Below are 25,172 nucleotides of genomic sequence, written 5' to 3'. Positions count from 1 at the left end.
ACGGTCTTGACAGCGGCCTTGACGCCGGCCTGAGCGGCGATGACGGCCTTGGACGCCGCCTGAATTTCGGCGGTGCTGGAGTAGTTGGCGGTGACCGAGCCGTTCTCGGCGGCCGGCTTGGCGGTCAACTGCACGATCACGTCGACATAAGCGCTCTGCTGTTCTTTGTTGGACAGCGTGTTGAAGTTAACGCCCTTGGCGGCGAGCTGATCGATGATGGCCTGCCGAATTGGGGTGGTCCCTTCCGCAACCGTCGCTGCCGTCTTAGCCGTCGCGCCCGACTTGCCGATGGTCTGCAGTTGTGCGTTGATGTCCGCCTTGACTTGCGTCTCGAGGAATGGTGAGACCGCTAATGCCCCTAAAGCCGCGGTGCTCGCCAGAAAAATCGTTAATTTGCGATTCTTAAGCTTCACAATGACCCCTCCATGCTTTTCTCAAATTTGAAATTGCCTTGGTAGCAATATCGCCGTTATAATCATAAACACAGTATTTGTCATCAGATTTTAACGAAGTATTCATAAAAAGTTCTAGAGCCCTTGATACCACGCGGATTTGGTCGCTTACACCGGAAATTTTCAAATTCCGTTGAAATATCATTACGAATAAATTAGAATTGAAGCAGTATTTTCATTCACACGAAAACGGAGGCTTGGATATGAAGAATGGGATCACCAAAACACTGCTCCTGGCCGGCCTGGTCCTGGGGCTGACCACGGCCGCGGGGTGCAGCCAGCAAGACAGCAAGGGGCAAGACCCCGTGATTGCGACCTACAAGGGGCACAAGGTCAAGCAGTCCGAGTTCTACTCGGAGCTCAAGACGATGCCCAACACCAAGACGGCGCTGGCCAACCTCCTATTGTATAAGGCGCTGAACCAAAGCTACGGTAAGCAGGTCAAGACGGCGGCCGTCACCAGCGAGTACAACACCTACAAGGCACAGTACGGCTCGCAGTTCGCGTCCTTTTTGAGCCAAAACAACATGACGCCCAAGCTGTTCCGCCGCACTTTGCGCCTGAACCTGCTGGGTGAAGCGGCGCTGAAAGCCGAACGCCCGATTACCAAGGCCGAGCTGAAGAAGCAATGGGCCAGCTACAAGCCGACCCTGACGGTGCAGCGCATCCAGACCACCGACAAGGCGACGGCCCAGACCGTGATCGACGCGCTGGCTGCCGGCAAGGACTTCGCCCAGCTGGCCAGCAAGTACTCCGTCGACACCGCGACCAAGGACAAGGGTGGCAAGCTGACGGTGACCAGCACCGATAAGACGCTGGATTCGACCTTCAAGGACGCGGCCTACGCGCTGAAGGTCGGCGCCTACACCAAGACGCCGGTCAAGACCACGGCCGGCTACGAGGTGATCAAGCTGGTCAAGAACCCGGGCAAGGGCACGATGGCCGAACACACCAAGGAGCTCAAGACCACCATCTACAACTCCTGGCTCAAAAACACCACGGTGATGCGCAACGTCTTCTCCAAGGCCCTGAAGAAGGTCAACGTCAAGGTCACCGACGCGGAGCTGAAGAGTGCCTTGAACCTCTACCTGTCTAGCACCGACGACAATCAGTAAGCAAGCTCAACCCCGGCGGTGTTTCGCGTGAAACGCCGCCGGGGTTTTCGTTTCTTCTATTATAATGTGCTTACGTTAACGATACGCAAAAAACGACCGGGTGACCCGGTCGCGCGTTCACAAGAGGTTATCTGAGTTTGACCCGCACGTTTTTGGGAAGCGCGGGACGAGACACCGCGTGCCAGCCTTGGACCGTCTGGCCCTTGGCCTGCACCCGCAGGTAGGTATGCGACTGCAGCGGCTGATCCGTCACGGTGATCAAAAGCCGTCGAGGCCGGCCGCCGCGATCGTAGGCGGTCAGCCGGTAGTGGTAATCGCGGCCGCCATGGGCGTTGGCCGTGCGGGTCGGCGCCGCCGCGGTGCTGGCGTAGTAATCCTGGGTGGTGACCAGCGGGTTGATGGCGTCGAGCACCGCTGCCCCGGCCGTGGTCTGGTCGCGCGTCACTAAGGGCGCCGTGCAGCACAGCGTGCCCAGAATCACCAGCAGCCCAACACTATTGATCACCCACCGTCGCATGTCCCCACCTCCACGCTCATTAGTGTACCAAGTGTCGCCCCGTGCGGCATGGGCCCAGAGCCCGACTTTGCTTCGGGCTTTGGTGCCGCGTGGCCGAGGCGCGGCGACAACCGGCGGCCTGGGCGAGGCGGTCGGCAGCGGTGGTTGCCGGTTGGCGGGGTGGTGGCAACCGCCGGCCCGGGCGAGGTAAGGCGACGCAGCCGGCAGCAGTGCTTGCCGGTCGCCGAGGCGGCCCGTGCCGGCCAGGCGAGTGGCCGGCGACCCGAACGCGACGCCGGCCACCGCGGCGCCGGTTCTTCCCGCCATCCCGCCTTTTTCCCGCAATGCGGTTGTGCGACCCCAGGCCATGCGCTAACATAGGAAAGGCCGCGCCGCAGCGGCGCCAACACCGTGCCACGCAGGCACCACAAGGAGTTTGACCATGACTAACCACTACATTCTCGCCATCGACGAAGGCACCACCTCCACCCGGGCCCTTTTGATCGACCACGCCGGCCGCATCGTCGCCGACGCGCAGCGCGAGTTCACGCAGTACTTCGACCAACCCGGCTGGGTCGAGCACGACCCCAACGAGATTTGGAACGCCGTGTCGGCCACGATGTCTCAGGCCTTCACCCAAAGCGGCATTCAGCCCAAGCAGGTCGCCGGCATCGGCATCACCAACCAGCGCGAAACCACGGTGATCTGGGACCGGGCGACCGGGCTGCCGATTCACCGCGCCGTGGTCTGGCAGTCGCGCCAGACCAACGCGATCGCCCAGGACCTGCGCGACCGCGGCCTGGCCGACCTGATTCACGACAAAACCGGCCTGCTGATCGACGCGTACTTCTCGGCGACCAAAATTCGCTGGCTGCTGGACGCGGTGCCCGGGGCCCAGGCCAGGGCCGAGGCCGGCGAGCTGCTGTTTGGCACCATCGACACCTGGCTGGCCTGGAAACTCAGTGGCGGCGCGATTCACGTCACCGACTACACCAACGCGTCACGCACGATGCTGTTCAACATCCACACGCTGCAGTGGGACCAAGACATTTTGCGGCTTTTGAACATCCCCGCCGCCCTGCTGCCGGCGGTTCGCAGCAACGCCGAGATTTACGGCACCACCGCGGCGACCGCTTTTTACGGCAGCGAGACGCCGATCGCCGGCATGGCCGGAGACCAGCAGGCCGCCTTGTTCGGGCAGCTGGCGCTTGAGCCGGGCATGGTCAAAAACACCTACGGCACCGGCTCGTTCATCGTGATGAACACCGGCCACACCCCGACCGCGTCGGCCAACAACCTGCTGACCACCATCGGCTACTGCCTGAACGGCGACATCACCTACGCCCTGGAAGGCTCCGTGTTCGTCTCCGGGTCGGCGATGCAGTGGCTGCGCGACGCGATGCAGCTCTTGGTTCACGCCGGTGACTCCGAGGAAATCGCCGCCCGGTCGCAGTCACAAGACGAGGTCTACGTGGTGCCGGCCTTCACCGGCCTCGGGGCCCCGTACTGGGCGGCCGATGCCAGAGGCGCGGTGTTCGGGCTGACCCGCGGCACCACCCGCGACGACTTCGTCAAGGCGACGCTTCAGGCCTTGGCCTACCAGACCCGCGACGTGGTCGACACCATGATTCAAGACACCGGCATCCAGATTCCGGCGCTGCGGGTGGATGGCGGTGCCGCCAATAACAACTACCTGATGCAGTTTCAGGCCGACCTGCTGGGGACCCCAATCGAACGGGCCGAGAACCTCGAAACCACGGCGTTGGGTGCCGCCTTTTTCGCCGGGCTCGCCGTCGACTTTTGGCCAGACACCACAGTCCTGCGCCAAATCGCTCGGGTCGGCCGCCGCTTCACCCCGCAGATGGCGGCCGCGCGACGCGAGGACCTCTACGCCGGCTGGCAGCAGGCCGTCGCCGCCACGATGGCCTTCAAGCACCGCAGCCGGTGAGGTGGTTTCAAGCCGTCCTCGACGGCAGTCAGGCAACTTCACACACATAGCAATCGCCTGGCCCCTCGTACAGAGGCGGCCAGGCGATTGTTTTTCTACAGGTGATCCATCGCGACCTTGGCGTAGCTCAGGCCGAACGTGTGGACCTCGTAGCGATCCACATAGACGCTGTCCCACATTTCGTGCGACTTAGGAGCCGGGGTCACGAAGTACAGCACCTGATTGGGGTGGTCCGTGTAGGCCGTCTCCTTCTTGACGCGCCGCGGCTCGATTCGCGCCGTCAGTGCCGCTTCCACGTACCCGGTTCGCAGCAACACCCACCGCACCGCGATGCCCGGCGTCAGGTGAACCACCACGAGGCCGACGAAAAAGGCAATCTCAATGTTGCGCAGAATCGTGTTCAGCCTGGAACCGGACTGCTTGGCCATGGCGGCACCTCCCGAGTTTGCTACCGCCAGTTTACGGGGCGAAACGTCAAAAAGCAAGCGTATTCATTGCCGGCGGTCCCGCGGCCGCGGCATGGCCGCCAACCGCCGGCCGCAAGCGGCAAGGCTCACGACCGGCGCCGCCCCAGTCGATTCCACTCAGCCGCCATCCCTTGTTGCCGCAGACCAAAAAGGCCGCACCGACAGTTGGTCGATGCAGCCTTGCACGTGGTCACAGCCTACAGCTCCTCGCCGTTGGTCTTAATCACCTTTTGGTACCAGTAGAACGAGTCCTTGCGGCGGCGTTCGAAGCTGCCCTCGCCTGCGTCGTTGGCGTCGACGAAAATCAGGCCGTAGCGCTTCTTCATCTCACCGGTGGAGGCGCTGACGATGTCGATGGCACTCCACGGGGTGTAGCCGATCAGGTTGCAGCCGTCGATCACCACCGCCTTTTCCATCTCGGCGATGTGGTCGCTCAGGTACTTGATGCGGTAGTCGTCGTGGATGCTGCCGTCGTCTTCCAGCTTGTCGTAGGCGCCAAAGCCGTTTTCAACGATGAACATCGGCTTGTTCCAACGCGCCTGCATCCAGTTCATGGCGTAACGCAGGCCGACCGGGTCGATCTGCCAGCCCCAATCGGAGCGTGGCACGTACGGGTTCGGTACCTGGGAGTTGGGCTCGTCGTAGACCATGTCCGGGTTGTCGTCCTTGTACTCGACGGCCCCGGAGTTGTAGTAGGAAAAGCCGATGTAATCGACGGCGCCGGCCTTCAAAATGGCCTTGTCGGCTGCCGTCACGTCGATTTGGTAACCCTTTTGGTCCCAGTAATTGAGCAGCCACTGCGGGTATTCGCCCAGCGCCTGGACGTCGCCGAAGTAGTAGCGGTAGCGCATCGCGCGTTCGGCCATCATGACGTCCTTAGGCTTGGCGGTCAGCGGGTAGATCGGGCTCATCGCGATCATGTCGCCGACTTGGAGCGTCGGGTCGATCGCATGGGCGATCTGCACGGCCTGGGCCGAGGCGACGAACTCGAGGTGAGCGGCCTGGAACATGACCTCTTCCTTGTTTTCGCCTTCCTTGAAAATCACACCGGAGTTTTGCAGCATCGGGTGATCATCGCGCCAGCTGGTCTGGTTGTTGATCTCGTTGAAGGTCATCCAGTACTTGACCTGGTTGTGGTAGCGGCGGAAGCAGGTCTCGGCGAACTTCACGAAGAAGTCGACCACTTGGCGGTTGCGGAAGCCCCCGTATTCCTTGACCAAACGTAACGGCATTTCAAAATGGGCCAACGTCACAATCGGCTCGATGCCGTACTGCTTGCAGGTCGCGAACACGTCGTCGTAGAAGGCAAGCCCAGCCTCGTTCGGCACGGCCTCGTCGCCGTTGGGGAAAATGCGGGTCCAGGCGATGGACAGCCGGAAGCACTTGAAGCCCATTTCGGCGAAGAGTTTGATGTCTTCCTTGTAGTGGGAGTAGAACTGAACGCCCCAGTGGTTCGGGTAAATCTCACCGTCCAGCACCTTGTCGTCCTCGATCCGCGGCACGTCCTTGGCCCCGGCTCGCATCACATCGGCAATGGACAGCCCCTTGCCGCCTTCTTGCCAGCCGCCTTCCATCTGGTGAGCGGCGCTAGCGCCGCCCCAAAGAAAGCCTTCGGGCATCTTGTAACCTTTTGTCATTGTCATAACACTCCTTTGAGAGAGGGTGACCCAAGGCGGGTTTAGCCGGTCGGCTAGCGTAAGGCTGGGCATTGGGCCTGAACTTGGCCCAGTGTCCGGCCTTAGCTAGCCGAACCGGCGTTGCCTTGGGGAACCCGTTTGAGAGGGTGGAACGAGGCGAGTTTAGCGGGACGGGTAGCCTAGCGCCGGCGTTGGGGCGGGTTATGCCCCGGCGCCGGTGCGTAGCTAGCCGCTCCCGCGTTGCCTCGTGGAACCCGTTTTGATTTGCTCCGCCCTCTGCCCCCCGACTCGAGCGGAACTGGTTGGGCCGTCAAGCCCAAAACAAACAAAGCCGAGACATCGCTGTCTCGGCTCGTCATTACTTGTTGCCCAGACGCTTGTAAAGGTCAACGATCTCACCGGCGAGGTCGCGGAAGGTGATGCTGGTCATCAGGTGGTCTTGTGAGTGAACCATCAGCAGCGTGACCTTCGCGTGGTCGCCGTTGGCTTCGGCCGTCAGCATCTTGGTCTGCGCGTTATGCGCCTCGACCAAGAAGCCATCCGCTTCCTTCAGCTTGGCGTCGGCCTTGTCGAAGTCGCCTTCCTTGGCGGCGGCAATCGCCTCGAAAGCGGAGCTCTTGGCGTTACCGCCGTTGATGATGAGCCCCATGATGGTTTCCATGTTCTGTTCTTCTTCAGCCATGTGATGTTTCTCCTTTTATGTTGCGGCGCCGCGGCGCCTGTTTAGTCGGTTGGCAGACTGGTTGGCCCAGTCACAACACAAGGCCGTCTCCTGAGTCTCTGCGGCTCAAGGGCCGGCCTTGCCCGCGTCGTCAAGCGCTTACTTGGCGGCGCTTACTTTGAAATGCTTAGTTTGCGGCCTTTTCGATGGAGGAGAGGGCTTCGCGCAGCACTTTTTCGCCGTTCATCATGCCGTAGTCCTGCATGTTGATGACTTCGACTGGGATGGAAACCTTCTTCTGGAACTGGCCAAGCATGTAACGAACCTGAGGGCCGAGCATCAGAATGTCCGGGTTCTTCTCGGCGATCTTGTGATCGGCGTCGGAGGCAGCGGTTGCAAAAATGTCGGCTTCAATGCCGTCAGCTGCGGCGGCCTTTTGCATCTTGGAAACTAACAGGCTCGTGGACATACCAGCGGAGCACACAAGCATAATCGTCTTTTCTGCCATGGTAAATCTCTCCCTTGAGTTAAAAATTTTGGGCGGTTAGGTTTAACCGCTTTCATCACAATGCTATAATAATACATGGGTACAAATAATACAAGTACTTGCAACTAAGATTTGTCTGGAGGGCTGCGTATGTATCACGAAATCGCGGAAGAACTGATCAAGGCGATTCAGGCCGGCAAATACACCACCAAGCTGCCAACCGAGCAGGAGCTCATGAGCGACTACCAGGTCAGTCGTAACACCATCCGGCGGGCGATTGACGTGGTTTACCAGCACGGGCTTTTGCGCCGGGTCCAAGGCAGCGGCTACTATATTAACGAGCTGCAACTCGAGGGCAAAATGACGGTCAACTTGTCCATCGGCGCCGGCAAGTCGCTGGTCAAGCACGGGCCGCTCACGTCGAAGGTCGTCACCTTCGACAAGGTCAACGCCGCCGAGATTCCTTTGGCCAAAACCATGAAGATCTCAGGGGCCGAGGAGCTGTGGCGCATCATCCGCCTGCGCTACATGAACGAAAAACTTTACGCCCTGGAAGAGGCCTACTACATGCGCGACGTGGTGCCGTTCGTCTCCACCGAGGCGCTTGATTCATCGATTTTCGATTTTCTCAAGGACACCTACGACATCGTCCCCTACTCAAGCGACGACTTCATGTCCGTCGCGACGCTGGGGCCGGACCGCGCCGACCTGATGGAGATGAAGGTCGGCACCAGCCTGATTTCGCTGGCGCAGATCAACTACATGCGCAACAACGTGATCTTCAACTTCTCCCGCTCCGTCTACGCCTACCCGGGCATGAACTTCTACTTCCACTCGGCGCATCTGAGCAGCAACTAGAAGGCGGAGCCCGTTGAGAGGGCGGAGCCCGGCGCATTTAGCAAAACAGGTAGCCGTGCTGATCCTGTCATCGCCGCCGGCTCCGGGTCACGGGCGGGTCGGGCTGTGCGGCCGGGCCGAGCCACGGTCTCGGCCCTAGATTTGAAGCCGGAGCCGCAAGCGGCTACCCCGTCTCCAAATCTGCCGGGATGAGCAGCGCGAATGCCCCGCATAATTCGCGGGTCATCCGGGCCGCTCATCCTTTCACGGCCCGACCCACCCGTGACCCTACGCCTGTTATATGGCGATGCTCGGCAACACAAGGCCGCATCCCCCACGCAACCGGCGCCTTGCCCCAGCAAATTCCGTGCTTTTCGTGCAATGTGCTGAGGCGTGTACAGGCCAAGCGTGTAGAATAGAGATAGGCGCGTGATGAACCCTAGGTTCGCGCGTCAGCAACACCAAATTGAAAGCGGTGCCGAACGGCGGTTGCAACCGGGCCGCAGCGATCAAAGCGCCAGCCACTGGTTGCGACTCACATGCCACCGTGTGGCCGGCGAAGGGCCCCGGACGGCGGAGGCCGTGAGTGGATTAGAATCCTGGATGACCGCGGTTTTTGCGGGCATTCACGATTCTAATCCCGGCAGATTTGGAGACGGAACGGCGCAAAGCGACGCCGGCTTTAAATCTAGGTTGGAGCCCAACGGGCGGAAACCGGCCGCACAGTCGGAGCCGCCCGGGGCCCTTCGCCTTCACCACGCCGGCGGCACCAAACATAGCACCACCGTAATGACCCCCGAGTAAGACACCGGGTTCGGTGCCTTACTTTCATTATTTCAGATTCGAGAGGAGACAGTCAAATGAGTCAGGCTTTACCAAAAGGTTTCTTGTGGGGTAACTCAACTTCCAGTATGCAGACGGAAGGCGGCTACAACGAAGGTGGCCGCGGTCCTTCCGTCTACGATCCGCGCGAGCAGACCGAGGAACACGGCGACTGGAAGGTGGCCATCGACGAGTACCACCGCTACGAAGAAGACTACGACCTCATGCAGCAGATGGGCATGAACTGCTACCGCTTCCAGATCGGCTGGAGCCGCGTTTGCCCCACCGGCGACGGCGACTTCAACCAGGAAGGCATCGATTTTTACCGCGGCCAGATCAAGGCGCTGATTGCTCGCGGCATCACGCCGATGATCTGCCTGTACCACTTCGACATGCCGCTGGCTTTGGCCAAAAAGTACAACGGCTTCTTGAGCCGCCACGTGGTCGACGCCTTCGTGCGGTTCGGCAAGCGCATGATCGACGAGTTCGCCGACCTCGTGCCGTACTGGATTGTTTTCAACGAGCAGAACCTTTACACCACGCCTTACGCTCACGTCTACGCCGGCTGCCTTGAGGGCGGCACGGACGACCAGTCGATTCTGACCATCACCAACCACGTGATGTCGTCTCACGCCCAGATTGCCAACTACCTCCACGAAAAGTCCACCACCGCGCAGATCGGCGGCATGCTGGCCTACGAGGAGTGCTACGCGGCCACCTCGAACCCGCGCGACGCCCAGTTTGCGCGTGAAATCGACGAGTTCTTCAACAAGAACCTGCTCGACGTCTACACCAAGGGCCACTACTCCAAGCAGGTGTTGACCTTCATCAAGAACCACGACATCGACTGGGACTTCACCGATGAAGACCGCGCCGCTTTTGCCCAGCTCAAAACCGACTTCATCGCCTTCTCGTACTACCGTTCCGACCTGATCGACTCCAGCAAGGTGCCGGTCAACACCAACCCGCTCCACTACCTGGACTACGGTATGGTCAAAAACCCGTACACCCGCAGCAACGAATGGGGCTGGAACGTCGACCCGCTCGGCTTCCGCGACATTTTGACCAAGGTCTACAACCAATACGACCTGCCGATGTTCCCGATTGAAAACGGGATCGGCATCCGCGAAACCTACACGGGCAAGGAAATCCAGGATGACTACCGCATCGATTACCACCGCGAGCACATCCAGGCCATGAAGGACGCCATCTACGAAGACGGCGTCGAGGTCCTCGGCTACCTGGGCTGGGGCCTGATCGACATCCCGGCCTCCAGCGGCAATATGGACAAGCGCTACGGGGCCGTCTACGTCAACCGCACCAACACCGACCTCCGCGACCTCGCCCGGATCCCGAAGAAGTCCTTCGGCTGGTTCAAGCAAGTCTTCGAAAGCAACGGCGCAAACCTGAGCTAGAGGGTGGAACCGAGCGGTTAGCCAACCGGCTAGCCTAGGACTGGCGCTTGAAGCGGTCCTTGCTTCGAGTGCCGGGCCTTAGCTAGACGCGTCGGCGATGCTCGGTGGAACCCGTTTAGAGGGCGGAAAAGCGCGGGTTTAGCGGGACGGGTAGCCTAGCACCGGCATTGGGGCCGGGTTATGCCCCGGCGCTGGTGCGTAGCTAGCCGCTCCCGCGCTGCGCTTTGGAACCCGTGCGAGGGTGGAACCGAGCGGTTAGCCAACCGGCTAGCGTAGGACTTTGGAACCCGTTTAGACCACAAAAGAAGCATTAGCGCCGCATTTGAAGCCGGCTACTAATGCTTCTTTTTTGTGCCGCCATCACTTTTGCTCGCCATCGCCGGGATACAGCGCCTGGAACAGCCCGTGCCACAGGCGATTCGGCACATAGAACGTGTAGAAGTTCTCCCGCGTCACCGGCACCAACTCCTCCTGGATTTTGCGGCCGGACTGCCACCGGCGAACGTGAACACACGGCAGCCCATAGTGGAAAAAGGCCAGCTCCAGCACTGCCCCAGTACGAGACTGGCCGGCGTGGCAATGCACCACCAGGTCATGGCCATCCGCCATCGCTTGCCGGATGAACGCATCGATGTCTCGCGCCGCGTCGGCGGTTAACACGCTCGCCGGTTTTCCCGGCGTCGAGGCGACCACGTCGTCTGCGTTGATTCGCCTCACCCTCGCATACTGCCGATCCGCCGTGATTTCCGCGCTATCGGCGACTATGTCGAAGCTGCCGTGCAGAATCAGCACATCGGTCTGCAGCCGGTGCGGTGAAAAGAGCTTGTACGAAGCCAGGTCGAGGCTGTATACCGTCGTTGTCATAAGAAAGTCCCTCCACTACTGTCTGTGGTACTGTCATCGTTATTCTTAGCCGGTTTGTTAGATTGGATGGCGATTGATTGTTGAGATCGCACAGCTTGCGCGACCCTGTGACCGTTCAGGCTCACATGCTTTATTACGTTCTGAAACTCCTCAGCACTCAACTCGCGCTCACTAATTGTCTTAGGCGCGGCCTCCCAGTCGTCAACATGCATGAACATCACGAATGCGCCAGGTACTTCAATGGTCATTCCAAATGCAACCACACGCTTTTGTTGCTCTCTTATCGCGTCGGGGACCGGGTCCGGAACGATCAGCAATTGTCCATGTCGGTACCAACGAAACGGTGCCTGCAAATGCCGCATGCCAACGTAACAATCGCGATTGACCGTCATATAGCCCAGCGTTTCGTCGCTCAGCCTTAGGTAAGCCCCGTGAACCTGCTCTGGTAGTGAGAAACCTTGCCACCGATCCGCATCACGCGGATCGAGGTAACGCTGCTGAACGGCGTCAAGAAACGCCCGTTCAGCAGCGTTGTAGTCGTCTTCGTACCCAACAATCGAAAAGTCACTCGGATCATGAACCAGTGCCTGAAGAATATTCTCGAATGTCGCACCATAATTGATGTATGGAGTTGCTCGTTCCCAGCTCGTGCGGTAATGGTAGGCTAGTCCCGCATCAACGCGTTCAAGCCCGTAGCGCGTCACTCCCGTAGCGGTGTATCTGAACCAGTCCATCGGCTCACCACGCCAGCGAACATTATCACGCAACCAAGCGACTTCGTCATCCCGTAAATCCGATATTCGTTTGACCGGCGATTGCCAGTCCTCGCAATGAAGGCACAGAACAAAGTCGCCAGGAATTTTCAATCTTTGACCCAAAATGGTCAAGTGCTTCCCCCAACGTCTCCTACTTGGAGGTGGGTCTGGAATTAGAATAATGTCACCGTGCCGATACCAACGAAAAGTCGGACGCACAACCCGAAAGAACGGGTCATAATCGCGGGACAGCCAGACCTTTCCCATGATTCCTTCTTCGAGGATCATTCCCCGTAGCCGTTCAGGAAGCAAGAATCCCCGCCACCGATGCGTATTCGGCGTCACAATGTGTTGTTCTCGAACACGGTCTAGCGCCGCCAGCTGTTGACGACTGTACGACGCCTCAAACCCGCGATATGAAAACGTCAGCGGATCACGGGCAGCGGCAGTCACAACCGCTTCAAAAGAATGCCCGTGTTCGTGTCTGCGGGTACCGTCAGCAGATTGGACATCATACGGGTAGAAGAAGCCAATGGCTAACCATTCGCTTAGTACCCACTCGAGCGGCCCGGACTCAATGCCGACCAATCCTTGAACGCCCCAGCTCCGCAGTAGCCTCGAGTAGTTAGGAAATAACTTGTCTCTAAAAAAACGACGTTCGTACCATCCGCGCGGCTTCCGGTACCATTGAGTAAGCTTGTTCATTCACACCCTCCGCTCTTCGACGGTGCCATTGCAACCGACTCGCAGTCTGGGCGATTGCCTCGATTAAGATTGCTGCTTCCACCACCCCGACTGGTCCGGATGCCGCCGATTGGCCTGCCGCTGTGCCTCACGCAACTCCGGCGCCGGGATTGCGTCCAAAACCACACTGGCAAGCTGACGCATCCCGTCATCTCGCTTGTCAGCGGCTAAGCGACACCCAACGTTTTCCAACAACTCAGCCGCCAACGCCACAACAACCATCCGGCAACGTGCCTGATTGAGGCTCTCAGCTTTCTCCAGATAACCTTGCCTCGTCGTTTGCCTACCGACAAGTGCCACACTCAAGGCGCCTAACTCGAGAATCTTTGCCTGCCACTGCGCGGTGATAAGGTCTTCAATCTGCGCAACGCTGATTGGTGTATAGCCAATTTCGCTCGCGCTAACGTTCACCGCATTCGGCGTCAGGACCCGCCGAAAGTAGGCCCTTCGCTCACCATGGACGTGTCCATAAAGCAGGCGCTGATGATACCACATCCCCGGATAATCCAAGACTGGTTAGTGACAAAGCTGGTAACGCAAGTGGTTTTCCTTGAAGCTGGTCAGCTGCCTCACCTGCTCAAATTGCCCTGAAGCAACGCCCCAATCGTTCAAAAAGCGATCGTGATTACCCCGAATCATCACCTTGCGCCCAGGGAGCTGCGCTAGAATAGCCTGCGCGTATCCTGCATCATTCAGCGTGAAATCGCCCAGAATGTACACGATGTCAACCGGGTAAACCACCCGCCGCCAATTGGCGATCATGGCTGTGTCCATCGCCTGGACGTTTGAAAACGGCCGTCGATCCGCTTTAATCACCGCCGCATGGCCGAAGTGTAGGTCTGCAATAACATACCTCATTTTTTCCTCAACTCTCAGCGTCCTCGATTGCCTCAATCAGCCCTCCCGTGTCGGCATCCAAGACCGCAATGTTCGGCAGGCGACCGGCCGGACCGCTGTGCAACCCACCATCGATAAAAAAGCGGGGATATTCGCCGTTGTACTGAACGGTTAAAATACCATGGGGACTCGCGACCCGATTGCGCCGCGTGGCTAAAGCTGCAACACCGTCATACACGCCCGTAATAAGCGAGGTTGGCGTATGGCCCGAGACGATGCTAGCATCCAAGGGGTTATGGGCCCAAATGGGCGACTTAGGACCATACCAGTATTCCTCGCGCAACCAGTACTGATCTTGCCGTGGTGTCAACGCTACCGGATCCGCCAGTGTCAGGTCGAATCCAGCATGAACAAAGATTAGCCGTCCAATGCGCAAGTGCAGCGGCAGCCCGGCCATCCACACCAGCATCTTGCCATAGCGTTGCCGGACCAGCTCTAGCGCCTCGGCCATGCTTGCCGGCGGTAGGGCGTCTTTGGCAACGCACTGGAGAATGAGATCTTCCCCTTCAGCATCAAGCCAGTAGGTGTTTTGCCCTCGCATGCTTTCGACCAGAGCGGCATCGTGGTTGCCTTGAAGCGCAAAAATCCGGCCAGGCTCATCACGCTGCATCCGATAAATCGTCTCGGCCACTTCCAAACCTGTGTGGTGGTGGTAACTGTCCTGGTAATCTCCGCCCAAAACGACTGGCGCCTCAGGATAGCGGCCCCGCACGTCGGCCAGCAACGGAAAACTCATCACCTGGCCGTGCAAATCGCTCAGTGCAATGACTGGTCTCATCTCAAACCGCCTCTCAGAATTGCCCCCGCGTCACAATCTCTTGATCGGAGAACCGCTTGCGAATATGCAGCGTGTAGTTCTTGCCCTCGATTTCCAAATACCTAATGGTGGTGGTGTCGGAATCGGCCAGATTAACCGAAGCCACTCTGCTGTCGGCATTGCTTAACACCATGTGGTCGAACTGATTGCGGTGACCGTGAATAGACACCGCCCAATCGACATCCTCGCTTTGAATCCAGGCCATATCGACGTCGCGATCGTATGCAGTAGCCCCAGTCGCTTTAGCTCCGTAAACAAACAACTCCGTGGGGGCCAGCGCGATGCGCAAGCCGGTCACCGAAGAGGTACCCCACTCCGCGACCAGATCTGGTTCCACCCCGGCGTGGCTCATCAAAATATTTTGCATCCGATACTTCGCCGCGTGGTACGTCCCTAGGCCGCCAAGAAAAGTCTGGATCTCCTCAATCGTAATGCCTGCCGCTTCGAACTGCGCCACCGTCTCCTGCTCAATGCCGCCACTCAGCCCGCGATCTTCCACCAGGGCCTTGCGCAGCGCTAATTCATGATTTCCACATAGTAAGCGAAGCCGATTAATCTGCGATGTTAGGAGCTTAAAAACGGCCACATTCTGGGGACCGCGGTCAAAATAGTCTCCAAGTAGGGTAATGTCTGAGTACGGATGGGCCGCAAGTATCTCCGCAAGGTCATCTGCATCCCCGTGAACGTCGCCGATAATGAGTAGCGGCTGGTCATTGGACCCAAAATCAGACGCGGTTCTCGCGCGGTGGAAGCGCAGCGGCTCATCTATCTCAGTGAAGAACTGCTCGGGCGTCAGCGTCTCCCATTCCTGATCGGCCCAAGGGGCGTTATTATAACGGTCCAAGGCGTCGAGAATGGCAGTCTCACCGCCGATGACTTTGGAGATGGTTCCCGGAAAACGCTTGTCCAGCCGCCGCTTCAGCAGTTTAATGGCGCCTTGGCTCGCTTGGACGTGGTAGTCGCTTCCGTTGGCCATCATTCGGTCCTCCAGCCACTCCCGAATTGGCACACCCTCCTTTTCGGCGTCTTTCATCCCATCGCGAAGCGTCTGCCACTCTAATTGCTCGCGGTTCGCGGCCAGCAGTGGTGCTGCAAAGTCGACCAGGCGAATCTGATATCCCAGAGCGGGATTGAGTTGCCTCAGCAATTTCAGCCCGTGTTTGCCGGTCGCACCCAGCACAACGGTTGGATCACCTGCCTCAAGTCGCAGCGTCAACGCTTTTTCGAACATCTCACGAGCAGACTTGGCCCCGGCCTTGCTGTAAGCCAGCATCACCTTGCCCTCGCCATCCAACTCGAGCTGCGGGGCCCCAGCCGCCGTCTGAAAAGCCGCCGCACTGACGCAGTAGTCGGCTAACCCGTGATCGGCCAAAGTCTTGCAAACTTCCTGCCCCGGCAAATCCACAATGACATAAAGCACGCGTGTCGTTTCCATTTTGTTCTCCTTCAGTCCCGTTCCAGAAGTAACCGCACCCCATCTTTGCGCAATTCCTCATAGCGCTTGCCTTGAACCCGTAGAACCGGCACAACATGGCTTTTCAGCATTGCACCGTCGATATAAAAATGGCTCTTGCCGTCGAAGTAGATATGTCCCTCAAACCAACGGTCCCCGGCCACCTCTGCGGCGCTGACGTGACCCGCGATGATTGCTTTGGCGAATCTGCCTTTTGTCGCCGGATACTTGCCGATCAAAACCTCATCTGGTGTTTCCATGCGCCACCACCGACCGGCCTCCTCGTCAATCCCGGCGTGAACCAGGATTTGCTCATCCAGTTCCGTGACGAGTGGTCGTGATTGCAACCAAGTCAAAAGCCTTCGGTGATGCGTAAGCACCGCCCGGCGAACCAGCTGACGGCTTTGCTGTACATTTGCCTGCATCTCTCGCAGCAACGCTTGCCACTGATCCGGTGAAAAGAAGCTCCTTGTCGTCTTGAATTGGACGTCCTGGGTCAGCCAGTCCAGCGTGTCCTCACCAAACAGAAAATCCAGAAACATTGCCTCGTGATTACCCAGCTGTACCGTGATCTGTTTCGATTTTTCGGTAAGTTCAAAAGCACGCTGCAGGCAACCGTAGCTGTTCTTGCCGCCATCAATCAAATCCCCAAGAATGTAACACGCTGTCTTCGGGTCAGCGAGCGGAATCAGCGCCAGTGCCGCGTCAAATGCGGCCAAGTCACCATGAACGTCGCTGAGACAATAAAATGCCATCATGCCCTCCAGTCGCCCGTGTCAATCCTCAACTGCATCAATCAACAGTCCGGTCTCGCTGTCAAAGACCCCAATGTTGCCGAGCAAACGCGGGTTGCGGCCGCCTGCCCCGCCATCAATCAGGTAACGCGGCAGCTCGCCGGGATACTCAATGGCGTAGATCGGGTTGCGGGGTGAAACTAACTTGGCGGGTCTAACGTCGCCGTGGTAACGTCCCGCTATCGTTCCCGTGGGTGTGTGGCCTGCAACCACGGTGCGGCCGAAGCGATTGCGGTCGAATACCTGCCAGTTGGTCGGATCATACCAGTACCCACCTCGCAGCCAAAGATAATCGGCAACGGTGCTGTCCTCAAAGGGGTGATTGCTGGTCTGATCGAGACCGGCGTGAACGAACGTCAGCTTGCCAACTGACCAGCTCATCGGTAACGCGGCGGTCCAATCGAGTAGTGTGGATTCCCGAACGAGTAATGCCTGCCTAACTGCCAGTGCCAGTTGCTCACCGGCATACGGCATCTCACTGGCTGATCTTAATCCCAAACGCCTCGCCTCGGCGGCAAGTGTGGCCACCCCACCGTAGTGCAACCAATCGCGCTTGGCAGGGTCACAGAAGAACGACACGGCTCCATATTCGTGGTTGCCCATCAGAACCTTGGTGTGAAGCGGGTCGGCCTGCTCGATTGCGCGAATTTCCGCTAGCAACGCCAGCCCGGGATTGTCGTCACCAAAGCAGTCGATGTAGTCCCCGATGAACACCGTCGTCGCCCTAGGGTATCGGGCCTGAACCCTGCGAAGGCGCGGCAACGCCGCAAGCTGGCCGTGCAGATCCCCAAGTGCGATTACGATCATCTCGCAACCCCCTCATCAATCATCTTCAGTTGAGCGCCGGTCCAAAAGGCTCGCGGGTTCTGCCAAAATGCGCTGGACCGTTCGCTGATGGTGTGGTGGCAGTGCATCCAGCGGCACATGCAGCGCTGCCAGTTGCCACCAAGCTGTTGTCTCAATCCCACACTGACCACAGGTTCGGGGACTGACAACCCCGAATGTCCCCAGCCGCGGTGGGTAATCCCAGCCGTCGTCGAAGGCTTCCTGCGGTGTTGCGTAGTGAGCGACTCGACCACAGCCCTCACAAATGTAGGTCATCCGTGCTAATTCTTCCGCCGTCAATCGTCATCCCTCGTTTCTGTCAGAATAAGCCGCCAATGCGCGACGTCAATGTCATACAGCCCCTCCTCGGCCACCACTTGCGGGGTACGTCCAAGGAATAACGGCCCCAGCGGTCGCAACCGAATGCGGTTCTTCAGCGACTCAATCTGATCTGGCAAGTCATACGAAAGGTACAACTCGCCGCCACGCTGAAACACTTCGCCGACGAAAAAGGAACCAATAATTGGTTCCAAAAAAGTCTGGCTTGGGCCGTATATTTTAGCCGGCAGTTCAGAGACCTGCTGGTAGAGTTGATTAGGCGCGGTCAGCTGCACCGCGGTGACCTCATCGTTGTTTTTGACGTTAGTGCGGTTGCTCGCAATGAAGAGCTGACCATGGTTAATTGGCACAGCCCCCTGGGGAATGTTAAGGCAGGGTTGAAGCCAATGCTCCGCCGAATTAATCAGGACATCGCGTGGCCATGAAACGCCGCTTCGGCCCACAATCTCGGAATAATCCAAGAATGCTCGCCGCACGTATAGGCTCCACCCCGTTCCACCATCGGCGTATAACTGCCATTCCGAACTCGGCGGGGTCTCAAACATCGTAAACTCAAGCACATTCGTGTCGGGCAGTGTGACAGTGTTGCCATCGATGCTAATTGCCATTCGCATAGACCTCCATGATTGACTGGAACACGGGCTCATCGGTCAACGCTAGGTTGGCTCAACGAGGGCGGAAGTGAAGTACATCGCCCTCGCTGAGCCATCCCACAAGAGGCATTATACGCGGCAGGGTTGTTTTGTCAAGTTTTCGTCCATATATTATGTGTTCTATCTTTTTCCCGGAAGATCGTGCAATTCGTTCTTCAGCTGTTTCATCAGCATTTCGACGGTCGCTTGCCTGCCCGGGGCGGTCATGGCCAGAATGGCTTGAGTATACTGGTCAATCAGTGAATCGAGGGCGTTAGCGTCCACCGTCGGCACCGCCATTTTTTTCGGCATCATCTCGGCATCGAAGTACTTGATATAGGCGGCCTTCAGCAGGTAGCTGATCTGCGTTCCGCGTTTGAGAATGTTTGCGCCAAGTTCTTGCCGAATCTGGACATTCAGATCATCAAGCTTTTGTTGAATCTGAGTCTCCAACGGAATCTGAATCTTGATGGCCGATGGCTTGAGGTCAAACTGCTTCAGCTCAGGCAGTGCGTAATCACGAATGGCTGCCCAATCACCAGGCATCACCCAAGACGCATCCTGATAGGCCGCTGTCAGGGTATCGGCTTTGCTGAAGCTGACCCCGCGCTGCTGCTGATAGTAATCGCTCATAAACACCAATAAATTGGCAGTTTCCAGACTCACCCGAGCGCTAAAATTTTGCATGAGAACCTCCGAGTATTTTTCCCCATTTTACCACCAGGGAAGTGGAAGCATCTAGTGACGGCCGTAAGCCAGGGTTCGGCAACAGATAGGTTGAGCACAGTACGCTACTAGTTCTAGATATCCTCGCAGGTTCTCCTTTCTGCACAATTGTGGTTTATTTAGTGCTTTAATAACCTCCTAATATAATCTCGCTTACAGTCCTGATATCTTTTGGCCAGATTGATATACGTTTCAACGGCGTTAACGGCATCTTCCGCAGCCGCAGGGCTTGATGGAGAGAGAAAAATCGGCCTAGTCCCGTTTTCCACCATATCTTTGACTAGCTTTTCATTGTCTATCAACAGGATGTTCTGACAATACCGCATCAGTGGTGCCATGGCATCAGAGTCGCCCGCCTCGACAAACATATCAAGAAAATTCTGGAGGGGCTCACGATTAGTTCCTGCAAGCTTTAGAACAAGGTTTTCTTTCGTTTCTGCAGCCGGTGAACTCCCATTTTTATGAACTATCTTCCAGTTATAGTAATATTGAAGGACCGTTAGTAAAGTGTCCTGACGATCCAACTTGCGATTATTCCTTCCCTTACTACTCGTATCAATATCACCTTCTTCGGTTACAAAGAGACCGCCTTTCAGAATATTCATGCTCCCACTTGTTGGCATTAGGCTCATATTGATTAATACGTGTTGGTTCTTATGAAAGTTTAGCACCTCCGTCTTGAGCTCAGCTGCCTTCTTTAATATTGACGAGTCATCCAATTTTTGTGATGATAATATATTATAGTAAATAGGTATTTTCTTGTCATTAAAGTTGAAGTCGGTATCGCCACCTAATTTAAACTCAGACCAAAGTTTATCTTTCTCAGCCAAGTGACTATCTTTTCGAATGTACACGTAAATTCGGTGTAATTTGTCTCTTACTACTGGGTGAGTTACGATAATTGTTTCCGACATATAACGATTATCCGTTCTGCCATACCCATTGTCATTTGTTTCCTCAGAGTGAGAAAAAAAGGCGTCATTCATCCAAGACCCGGTCCACGCTTTAGGGTATATGTTTCGGTAATACTTAAAGGCTTCCGGTGATGAATCCGGATCAAAGGGAAGGCTATATTTGAACTCTTGGTAGTCTTCAACCTTCATATCTAAGTCCAGTTTTGTCATACTCTTGATTCCTCCGTTCTATCAATTCGTGATACGGTCAGAATAAGACGTTAGTTCACATCAGCATTACACGCGTCTGTCGCTACCATCAAATTCAACCTTATCGTTATTAAACCATTCATAAGAGTACGAATCAAGCAGATTGATTTTTGTTCGAAAGCGTATTAATTCATTTTTTTGGTCTGGAAAAGCAACTGATTCTCATACGCTGCAAAAGAGCAGATTTTCACACCACCAATAACTGGATTAGCATCCAGACACAAAGATGCCCCTCCTGTATTTTCCTATGCAGGAGGGGCATCTGGTACGGTGCTTGTCAGACACAATAGCTAGTAGTCAGAACCGATACCAACCGCCGGCGCCGCCTTACCCCACCACCTCGCTCCGCCGCCCGGTCCGGGCGCGAAGGGCGTAGAGGATGGTGACGGTGTCGACGACTTCCTGGAACATCGCGCCGATGATGGCGGGGATCACGCCGAAGGCCGCGATCAGCATCAGGCCCGTGCAGATGCTGATGCCGATCCAGACGGCTTCCCGGGCGATGCGCATGGTGTCTTGGCTGATCAACACGGCGCTTGCGACCTTAGTCAGGTCGTCGCGCAGGACCACGGCGTCGGCGCTTTCCGAGGCCGCGGTGGCGCCGTGGGCCCCCATCGCGATGCCGACGTCGGCGACCGCCAGAGACGGCGCGTCGTTGACGCCGTCGCCGACCATGATCACCGGCCGCTCGGTTTTGCCCAGGCCGTCCAGGACGGCGATTTTGCCGGCCGGCAGCTGCTCGGCGTGAACCTGGTCGATGCCGACTTCGGCCGCGACTTCATCGGCCACGGCCTGGCTGTCGCCGGAGATCATCATGGTGTCGGCGACACCGAGGTCGTGCAGCGCCGCGATGGTGCGACGCGCCTCGGGGCGGGTGCGGTCGGAGAAGGTGATGACGCCGGCGTATTGGCCGTCGACGCTGACGTAGACGGCGGTGTCGGCGACGGTCTGCGGCGCGTTGGCGAAGCTGGCCTTGCCTGCCAGCACCTTTTGGCCGGCGACGGTGGCGGTGACGCCGGCCGCGGTGGCCTCGGAGACGTCGGTGGCCGGCTGCAGGTTCTTGGCGCCGACCTTCTCGACCAAAGACCGCGCCAGAATGTGGCCGGACTGCTGCTCGGCCGAGGCCGCGAGGTTCAAGACGGTGGCGGCGTCAAAGCCGGCGGCCGGCGTCACGTCTGCGACGGCCAGAACGCCTTGGGTGATCGTGCCCGTTTTGTCGAAGGCGACGGTTTTGGCCTGGGCCAGCTTTTCAATGGCCGTGCCGGACTTCACGATGATGCCGGCGCGGCTGGTGCGGCTCATGCCGGACACCAACGCGACCGGCGCCGCGAGGATCAAGGGGCAAGGCGAGGCGACGACCAGCACCTCGGCCAGCCGCACCGGGTCACCGGAGATCGCCCAGGCGACGCCGGCGATGACGTAGGCGAGCAGCGTGAACGGCACGGCGTAGCGATCGGCCATGCGAACAAAATGGGCCGGCCGCGCCTCGGATTCCTTGACCAGCTTGATGATGCTTTGGTACTGGCTATCCGCGGCGGTGTGGGTGACGGTGACGGTCAGCGCCCCGTCGCCGTTGACGGTCCCGGACAGCAGCGTGTCACCGGTCGTTTTGCCCACCGGCTTGGCCTCACCGGTCAGGCTGGCCTCGGACACCAGGCTGTCGCCATCGGCCACGATGCCGTCGACCGGCACCAGCTCGCCGGGCCGCACGACGATCACGTCGCCGACCGCCACGACGTCGACGTCGACGTCTTGCAGGTGGTCGCCGACCTGGCGATGCGCCGTGGTCGGGGTGTTATCCAGCAGGGACTTGAGGTCGGCGTTGGCCTTTTTGGCGGCAAAATCCTCCAGCGCATCCCCGCCGGTCAGCATCAACAGCACGATCATGGACGCCCAGTACTCGCCGACGGCCAGCGTCGCGACCACCGCGGTGATCGCCAGCAGGTCGACGCCGAACGACCCGGAGGCCAGCGTCTTGACCATGTCGATAAACATCAACAGCGCGATCAGCGAGCCCAGAATCGTGATGATGCCCTGTGCCCACAGCGGCTGGTGCAGCGCAAATTCACAGAGCACCGCCACCACACTCACCGCAAGTACTGCCCAAAGCCGTCGATAATTTCTCATCCCATTAGCCTCCCACTAATCCTTTTCCTTAATTATAATGGTTCTAATCTAGCTTGTCCAGCTCGATTGTCACCGGCCACGCGACGGTCCCCGCCGCCGCGAGCGTCCGAATGCGGTTGAACAGCAGCAGCAGCCAGCCGAAGCCGATGGCAAACCCCTGAATCTCAAACGCGGTCAAAGACGGCCAGCGAAAAATGCGAAAGCCCAGGTTCAGCGCCATCAGAATCGCCCCGGCGGCGTAAGAGCCCCACAGGAACTCGCGGGTCACCCCGGGCAAAAGCCAGCGCAGCCCGACGATCAAAATCGTGATCATCGTCACCAGCATCCCCGCCACCTCGTCGTGCAGCAGGTGCCAGGCCGCGTCGTTGGGAAACACCCCGACCAGCCCGAGGTCGACGGCGATCAGCGTCAAAATCACCCGCAGCGCCGTCAGCCGCCAGTTGTGCGGGTACTTGGCATGCAACAGCACGAACAGGTAGTCGATCAAGGCAATCATCAAAAGCGCCGACATCAAAAGCGTCAGGTTGAACTGCCAGGCGTTGCTGGCCATGGTCGTGCCCAAAAAGCTCAGGTTGTACTGCCACCACTGGCGTTGTCCGTTGGCCGCCATCGAGATCACGACCCCGGCGATGATCACCACGGTCAACAGCATCGTCAGTGCCCGGGCGTCGATGGTCAAAGCCGCCGCCACCATGAACGCGTTGGCGATGGTCAAAAACACCATGAACACCAGGGCCGCGGTGATGCGGTCGAACGACGCGCCGGGAAACATCTGGCCAAACACCCAAAACAGCCCGACCAACGACTCACCCAAGATGACGACAAAGGCCACCAGCACCGCCGGCAGGTTGCGCCAGTAGAGCCTTGGCGCCAGGCGGTCCTTGCTGTCCTTGCGGTTTTTAATGAAGAAGCCGGCGAACAACAGCGTCCCGGACACCAACCCGCAACCGATCACGAAGCTGGCGATCGAGTAGTCGCCGCCGGTCAGCCACAGCACCGGGTAGCCCTGGCTGAGCCAGTACAGGTAGACCCCAAGCGTCACCACCGCCGACACGATCAGCGGCCACACCAGAAACAGGCCGCGGCTGCGCAGCCGCTCGGCCGCCACGGGGCGAATCACCACTTGGTTGTTGTCCACCACCAGCTGCATCTCCGTGCCGGCGTCAACGCCCAGCTGCTGACACACCACGGCCGGCAGCCGCACGGTCTGCCGCGTTACTTTATCTTGCATAAGCTCCTCCACTCCCGAGATAAACCTCTCTTGCTCACATTATAACGTATTCGGCCGGGCGGCGGCACCGTCCCAAAATCGGGTCGCGGGGTTAGCCAGGACAAGATCGGGTCGCGGGGCGGCGCCGCCGGGAGCCGGGCGGCGCGGTCGCCCGGGCGGTGTGAGCGGTCGGGCGGTGGTATCGGGCGGCAGAGCCGTCGGTCGACAGGGGGTGGCCAGGCGGCGTGGTCGGTCGAGCACGGTCCCGACCGCGAGCCGCAACACGCCGACCGCAAACAGCACCCGGGCCGCGCGACCCGGGTGCTGTTTGTGTGTGTGTTGACTGCCGTTGCGGCCGCTCACCGGCAGCCGTTATCAGGAAGCGCCGGCGTTCAGGTTTCTAGATTCGCCCTAGTCCAGCGTTTTGAGCTTGCCGCGGAAGTCGGCAATTGAGTTGTAGCCCTTCAACGCCATGATGGAATCGAGCTCTTGGGCGACGCGCTTGAACACCGCGGTGCCTTCGTAGCCGAACTGGGTGCCGATCTGAAGCATCGAGGCACCGCACAAAATGTGCTCGAAGGCGTCGCGGCCGTTCAGGATGCCGCCGACGCCGACCACCGCGATCTCGGGCTTCAGGCGCTGCGACAAGGCCCGGACGTTGGCCAGGGCCGTTGGCTTGACGCTGGCGCCGCCGATGCCGCCGAACCCGCCCTTGGGCCGAATCGCGACGGTTTCGGTTTCCGCGTTGACCACCAGGCCGTTGCCGACGCTGTTGATGGTGGTGACGAAGGTCAGCGGGTACTGATTCAGCACCGCGGCGATCGCATCAAAATGGGCCAGGTCGAAGTACGGCGGCAGCTTGACGCCCAGCGGCTTGGTGTAAAACGCGAACACGGCGTCCAGCGTTTTGGCCGTCTGCTCGAAGTCGTAGCCGGTTTGCGGATGCCCCGGCACGTTGGGGCAAGAGAGGTTCAGCTCGACGAAGCCGCGGTACTCGGAGTCTTGAATCTCGTGCAGCATCGCCAGGTTGTCCTCCAGGCTGGTGCCGGCGATCGACAGGAACTGGGTGGCGGTCGGCCGCTTGACCTGATCGGCCAGCACGTAATCCAGGTAGTAGGCCAGGCCGTTGTTCGGCAGCCCCATCGAGTTGAAGCTACCGTGCGGCAAGGTGGTCATGCGCGGCTCGGGGTTGCCCGGCCGCTTGTTCGGCGTTGCGCTTTTGGTCACATAGGTGCCGGCGGCGGAGGCCACCAGCGCGTCGAGGTCACGCGCAGACTGGCAGCGGATCCCCGCGGCGTTCATCAAACAGGTGCTGAACCGGCGGCCGGCGATGGTCGTAGCAAGTGTAGACATTTCATCGATCTCCTTTTGGGCTGACTTATCCTGCCTATCGTACACGTTCTAGCGCCGGCTTGCACCCGTTTTCGCGGGAAAATCGCAAAAAATGCGAACAAAAAAAGGCCGAGCCCAGATTGGGTTCGGCCTTTCC

Annotated in this window: 24 protein-coding genes; 4 read left to right on the top strand and 20 right to left on the bottom strand. The window is 58.6% G+C overall.

Annotated elements, in window-relative coordinates; all coding sequences use genetic code 11:
• A partial coding sequence (locus ACYVRZ_RS08205; RefSeq protein ID WP_461226136.1) for a hypothetical protein occupies nt 1-413 on the bottom strand: 413 nt, incomplete at its 3' end.
• A gap of 242 nt (nt 414-655) precedes the next feature.
• Here ACYVRZ_RS08205 and ACYVRZ_RS08200 point away from each other — a divergent pair.
• Entirely contained in the window at nt 656-1,567 is a 912-nt protein-coding gene (locus tag ACYVRZ_RS08200) for a peptidylprolyl isomerase (protein WP_461226135.1), read from the top strand.
• Between the two features lie 127 nt (nt 1,568-1,694).
• On the opposite strand, the gene ACYVRZ_RS08195 is transcribed toward ACYVRZ_RS08200, so the two are convergent.
• The gene (locus ACYVRZ_RS08195; RefSeq protein WP_461226134.1) at nt 1,695-2,084 is read right to left on the bottom strand and encodes a YxeA family protein; all 390 of its coding nucleotides are present in this window, start codon (nt 2,082-2,084) and stop codon (nt 1,695-1,697) included.
• Nucleotides 2,085-2,505: 421 nt separating this feature from the next.
• On the opposite strand from ACYVRZ_RS08195, the gene glpK reads away from it, so the two are divergent.
• Entirely contained in the window at nt 2,506-4,011 is a 1,506-nt protein-coding gene (gene glpK / locus ACYVRZ_RS08190; RefSeq protein ID WP_461226133.1) for a glycerol kinase GlpK, read from the top strand.
• 95 nt (nt 4,012-4,106) lie between these two features.
• On the opposite strand, the gene ACYVRZ_RS08185 is transcribed toward glpK, so the two are convergent.
• The 4 genes from ACYVRZ_RS08185 to ACYVRZ_RS08170 all read right to left on the bottom strand — a co-directional run bounded on the left by ACYVRZ_RS08185 (nt 4,107) and on the right by ACYVRZ_RS08170 (nt 7,284).
• Nucleotides 4,107-4,439, bottom strand: coding sequence for a hypothetical protein (locus ACYVRZ_RS08185; RefSeq protein WP_461226132.1), 333 nt, complete (start codon nt 4,437-4,439; stop codon nt 4,107-4,109).
• Nucleotides 4,440-4,675: 236 nt separating this feature from the next.
• Nucleotides 4,676-6,115 carry a 6-phospho-beta-glucosidase gene (locus tag ACYVRZ_RS08180; protein WP_461226131.1) on the bottom strand — a complete coding sequence of 480 codons (1,440 nt, stop codon included), beginning with the start codon at nt 6,113-6,115 and terminating at the stop codon, nt 4,676-4,678.
• 358 nt (nt 6,116-6,473) lie between these two features.
• Nucleotides 6,474-6,797 (bottom strand): PTS lactose/cellobiose transporter subunit IIA, encoded by a 324-nt coding sequence (locus tag ACYVRZ_RS08175; protein ID WP_262315184.1) that lies wholly within the window; start codon nt 6,795-6,797, stop codon nt 6,474-6,476.
• Between the two features lie 166 nt (nt 6,798-6,963).
• Nucleotides 6,964-7,284, bottom strand: coding sequence for a PTS sugar transporter subunit IIB (locus tag ACYVRZ_RS08170; RefSeq protein ID WP_262315185.1), 321 nt, complete (start codon nt 7,282-7,284; stop codon nt 6,964-6,966).
• 129 nt (nt 7,285-7,413) lie between these two features.
• On the opposite strand from ACYVRZ_RS08170, the gene ACYVRZ_RS08165 reads away from it, so the two are divergent.
• Entirely contained in the window at nt 7,414-8,121 is a 708-nt protein-coding gene (locus ACYVRZ_RS08165; protein ID WP_461226130.1) for a GntR family transcriptional regulator, read from the top strand.
• Between the two features lie 839 nt (nt 8,122-8,960).
• On the top strand, nt 8,961-10,337 hold the full coding sequence (locus ACYVRZ_RS08160) for a glycoside hydrolase family 1 protein (RefSeq protein ID WP_262315187.1): 1,377 nt from the start codon (nt 8,961-8,963) through the stop codon (nt 10,335-10,337).
• 360 nt (nt 10,338-10,697) lie between these two features.
• On the opposite strand, the gene ACYVRZ_RS08155 is transcribed toward ACYVRZ_RS08160, so the two are convergent.
• The 14 genes from ACYVRZ_RS08155 to ACYVRZ_RS08090 all read right to left on the bottom strand — a co-directional run bounded on the left by ACYVRZ_RS08155 (nt 10,698) and on the right by ACYVRZ_RS08090 (nt 25,036).
• Nucleotides 10,698-11,201, bottom strand: a complete 504-nt coding sequence (locus ACYVRZ_RS08155) for a hypothetical protein (RefSeq protein WP_461226129.1) — start codon at nt 11,199-11,201, stop codon at nt 10,698-10,700.
• A complete protein-coding gene (locus ACYVRZ_RS08150; protein WP_461226128.1) occupies nt 11,198-12,661 on the bottom strand; it encodes a hypothetical protein in 1,464 nt (487 codons plus the stop codon). The genes ACYVRZ_RS08155 and ACYVRZ_RS08150 overlap by 4 nt, the downstream gene beginning before the upstream one ends.
• 63 nt (nt 12,662-12,724) lie before the next feature.
• Nucleotides 12,725-13,195 carry a hypothetical protein gene (locus ACYVRZ_RS08145; RefSeq protein WP_461226127.1) on the bottom strand — a complete coding sequence of 157 codons (471 nt, stop codon included), beginning with the start codon at nt 13,193-13,195 and terminating at the stop codon, nt 12,725-12,727.
• 21 nt (nt 13,196-13,216) lie between these two features.
• Nucleotides 13,217-13,558, bottom strand: a complete 342-nt coding sequence (locus tag ACYVRZ_RS08140) for a metallophosphoesterase (protein ID WP_461226126.1) — start codon at nt 13,556-13,558, stop codon at nt 13,217-13,219.
• Nucleotides 13,559-13,565: 7 nt separating this feature from the next.
• Nucleotides 13,566-14,375: a metallophosphoesterase gene (locus ACYVRZ_RS08135; RefSeq protein ID WP_461226125.1), complete on the bottom strand. Its 810-nt coding sequence runs from the start codon at nt 14,373-14,375 to the stop codon at nt 13,566-13,568.
• Between the two features lie 13 nt (nt 14,376-14,388).
• Nucleotides 14,389-15,849 (bottom strand): metallophosphoesterase, encoded by a 1,461-nt coding sequence (locus ACYVRZ_RS08130; RefSeq protein WP_461226124.1) that lies wholly within the window; start codon nt 15,847-15,849, stop codon nt 14,389-14,391.
• Between the two features lie 11 nt (nt 15,850-15,860).
• Nucleotides 15,861-16,622 (bottom strand): metallophosphoesterase, encoded by a 762-nt coding sequence (locus ACYVRZ_RS08125; RefSeq protein ID WP_461226123.1) that lies wholly within the window; start codon nt 16,620-16,622, stop codon nt 15,861-15,863.
• 21 nt (nt 16,623-16,643) lie between these two features.
• Nucleotides 16,644-17,468: a metallophosphoesterase gene (locus ACYVRZ_RS08120; protein WP_461226122.1), complete on the bottom strand. Its 825-nt coding sequence runs from the start codon at nt 17,466-17,468 to the stop codon at nt 16,644-16,646.
• 314 nt (nt 17,469-17,782) lie between these two features.
• Nucleotides 17,783-18,433, bottom strand: a complete 651-nt coding sequence (locus ACYVRZ_RS08115) for a hypothetical protein (protein WP_461226121.1) — start codon at nt 18,431-18,433, stop codon at nt 17,783-17,785.
• Nucleotides 18,434-18,598: 165 nt separating this feature from the next.
• A complete protein-coding gene (locus tag ACYVRZ_RS08110) occupies nt 18,599-19,144 on the bottom strand; it encodes a hypothetical protein (RefSeq protein WP_461226120.1) in 546 nt (181 codons plus the stop codon).
• A gap of 158 nt (nt 19,145-19,302) precedes the next feature.
• Complete coding sequence (locus ACYVRZ_RS08105; RefSeq protein ID WP_461226119.1) at nt 19,303-20,307, bottom strand: hypothetical protein; 1,005 nt, start codon at nt 20,305-20,307, stop codon at nt 19,303-19,305.
• A 366-nt stretch (nt 20,308-20,673) separates the two neighbouring features.
• The gene (locus ACYVRZ_RS08100; protein WP_461226118.1) at nt 20,674-22,473 is read right to left on the bottom strand and encodes a heavy metal translocating P-type ATPase; all 1,800 of its coding nucleotides are present in this window, start codon (nt 22,471-22,473) and stop codon (nt 20,674-20,676) included.
• A 43-nt stretch (nt 22,474-22,516) separates the two neighbouring features.
• Nucleotides 22,517-23,704, bottom strand: a complete 1,188-nt coding sequence (locus ACYVRZ_RS08095; RefSeq protein WP_461226117.1) for a DUF998 domain-containing protein — start codon at nt 23,702-23,704, stop codon at nt 22,517-22,519.
• Between the two features lie 390 nt (nt 23,705-24,094).
• Entirely contained in the window at nt 24,095-25,036 is a 942-nt protein-coding gene (locus ACYVRZ_RS08090) for a dihydroorotate oxidase (RefSeq protein ID WP_461226116.1), read from the bottom strand.
• Nucleotides 25,037-25,172: the final 136 nt, after the last annotated feature.

Source organism: Lacticaseibacillus suihuaensis (assembly GCF_054785075.1).
This window is presented reverse-complemented; position numbering and strand designations above follow the sequence as displayed.

What these genes read in the sequence shown, in the direction of transcription:
- ACYVRZ_RS08200 (WP_461226135.1), top strand. Translation starts at nt 656, where the DNA reads ATGAAGAATGGGATCACCAAAACACTGCTCCTGGCCGGCCTGGTCCTG.
- ACYVRZ_RS08195 (WP_461226134.1), bottom strand. Translation starts at nt 2,084, where the DNA reads ATGCGACGGTGGGTGATCAATAGTGTTGGGCTGCTGGTGATTCTGGGC.
- glpK (WP_461226133.1), top strand. Translation starts at nt 2,506, where the DNA reads ATGACTAACCACTACATTCTCGCCATCGACGAAGGCACCACCTCCACC.
- ACYVRZ_RS08185 (WP_461226132.1), bottom strand. Translation starts at nt 4,439, where the DNA reads ATGGCCAAGCAGTCCGGTTCCAGGCTGAACACGATTCTGCGCAACATT.
- ACYVRZ_RS08180 (WP_461226131.1), bottom strand. Translation starts at nt 6,115, where the DNA reads ATGACAAAAGGTTACAAGATGCCCGAAGGCTTTCTTTGGGGCGGCGCT.
- ACYVRZ_RS08175 (WP_262315184.1), bottom strand. Translation starts at nt 6,797, where the DNA reads ATGGCTGAAGAAGAACAGAACATGGAAACCATCATGGGGCTCATCATC.
- ACYVRZ_RS08170 (WP_262315185.1), bottom strand. Translation starts at nt 7,284, where the DNA reads ATGGCAGAAAAGACGATTATGCTTGTGTGCTCCGCTGGTATGTCCACG.
- ACYVRZ_RS08165 (WP_461226130.1), top strand. Translation starts at nt 7,414, where the DNA reads ATGTATCACGAAATCGCGGAAGAACTGATCAAGGCGATTCAGGCCGGC.
- ACYVRZ_RS08160 (WP_262315187.1), top strand. Translation starts at nt 8,961, where the DNA reads ATGAGTCAGGCTTTACCAAAAGGTTTCTTGTGGGGTAACTCAACTTCC.
- ACYVRZ_RS08155 (WP_461226129.1), bottom strand. Translation starts at nt 11,201, where the DNA reads ATGACAACGACGGTATACAGCCTCGACCTGGCTTCGTACAAGCTCTTT.
- ACYVRZ_RS08150 (WP_461226128.1), bottom strand. Translation starts at nt 12,661, where the DNA reads ATGAACAAGCTTACTCAATGGTACCGGAAGCCGCGCGGATGGTACGAA.
- ACYVRZ_RS08145 (WP_461226127.1), bottom strand. Translation starts at nt 13,195, where the DNA reads ATGTGGTATCATCAGCGCCTGCTTTATGGACACGTCCATGGTGAGCGA.
- ACYVRZ_RS08140 (WP_461226126.1), bottom strand. Translation starts at nt 13,558, where the DNA reads ATGAGGTATGTTATTGCAGACCTACACTTCGGCCATGCGGCGGTGATT.
- ACYVRZ_RS08135 (WP_461226125.1), bottom strand. Translation starts at nt 14,375, where the DNA reads ATGAGACCAGTCATTGCACTGAGCGATTTGCACGGCCAGGTGATGAGT.
- ACYVRZ_RS08130 (WP_461226124.1), bottom strand. Translation starts at nt 15,849, where the DNA reads ATGGAAACGACACGCGTGCTTTATGTCATTGTGGATTTGCCGGGGCAG.
- ACYVRZ_RS08125 (WP_461226123.1), bottom strand. Translation starts at nt 16,622, where the DNA reads ATGGCATTTTATTGTCTCAGCGACGTTCATGGTGACTTGGCCGCATTT.
- ACYVRZ_RS08120 (WP_461226122.1), bottom strand. Translation starts at nt 17,468, where the DNA reads ATGATCGTAATCGCACTTGGGGATCTGCACGGCCAGCTTGCGGCGTTG.
- ACYVRZ_RS08115 (WP_461226121.1), bottom strand. Translation starts at nt 18,433, where the DNA reads ATGGCAATTAGCATCGATGGCAACACTGTCACACTGCCCGACACGAAT.
- ACYVRZ_RS08110 (WP_461226120.1), bottom strand. Translation starts at nt 19,144, where the DNA reads ATGCAAAATTTTAGCGCTCGGGTGAGTCTGGAAACTGCCAATTTATTG.
- ACYVRZ_RS08105 (WP_461226119.1), bottom strand. Translation starts at nt 20,307, where the DNA reads ATGACAAAACTGGACTTAGATATGAAGGTTGAAGACTACCAAGAGTTC.
- ACYVRZ_RS08100 (WP_461226118.1), bottom strand. Translation starts at nt 22,473, where the DNA reads ATGAGAAATTATCGACGGCTTTGGGCAGTACTTGCGGTGAGTGTGGTG.
- ACYVRZ_RS08095 (WP_461226117.1), bottom strand. Translation starts at nt 23,704, where the DNA reads ATGCAAGATAAAGTAACGCGGCAGACCGTGCGGCTGCCGGCCGTGGTG.
- ACYVRZ_RS08090 (WP_461226116.1), bottom strand. Translation starts at nt 25,036, where the DNA reads ATGTCTACACTTGCTACGACCATCGCCGGCCGCCGGTTCAGCACCTGT.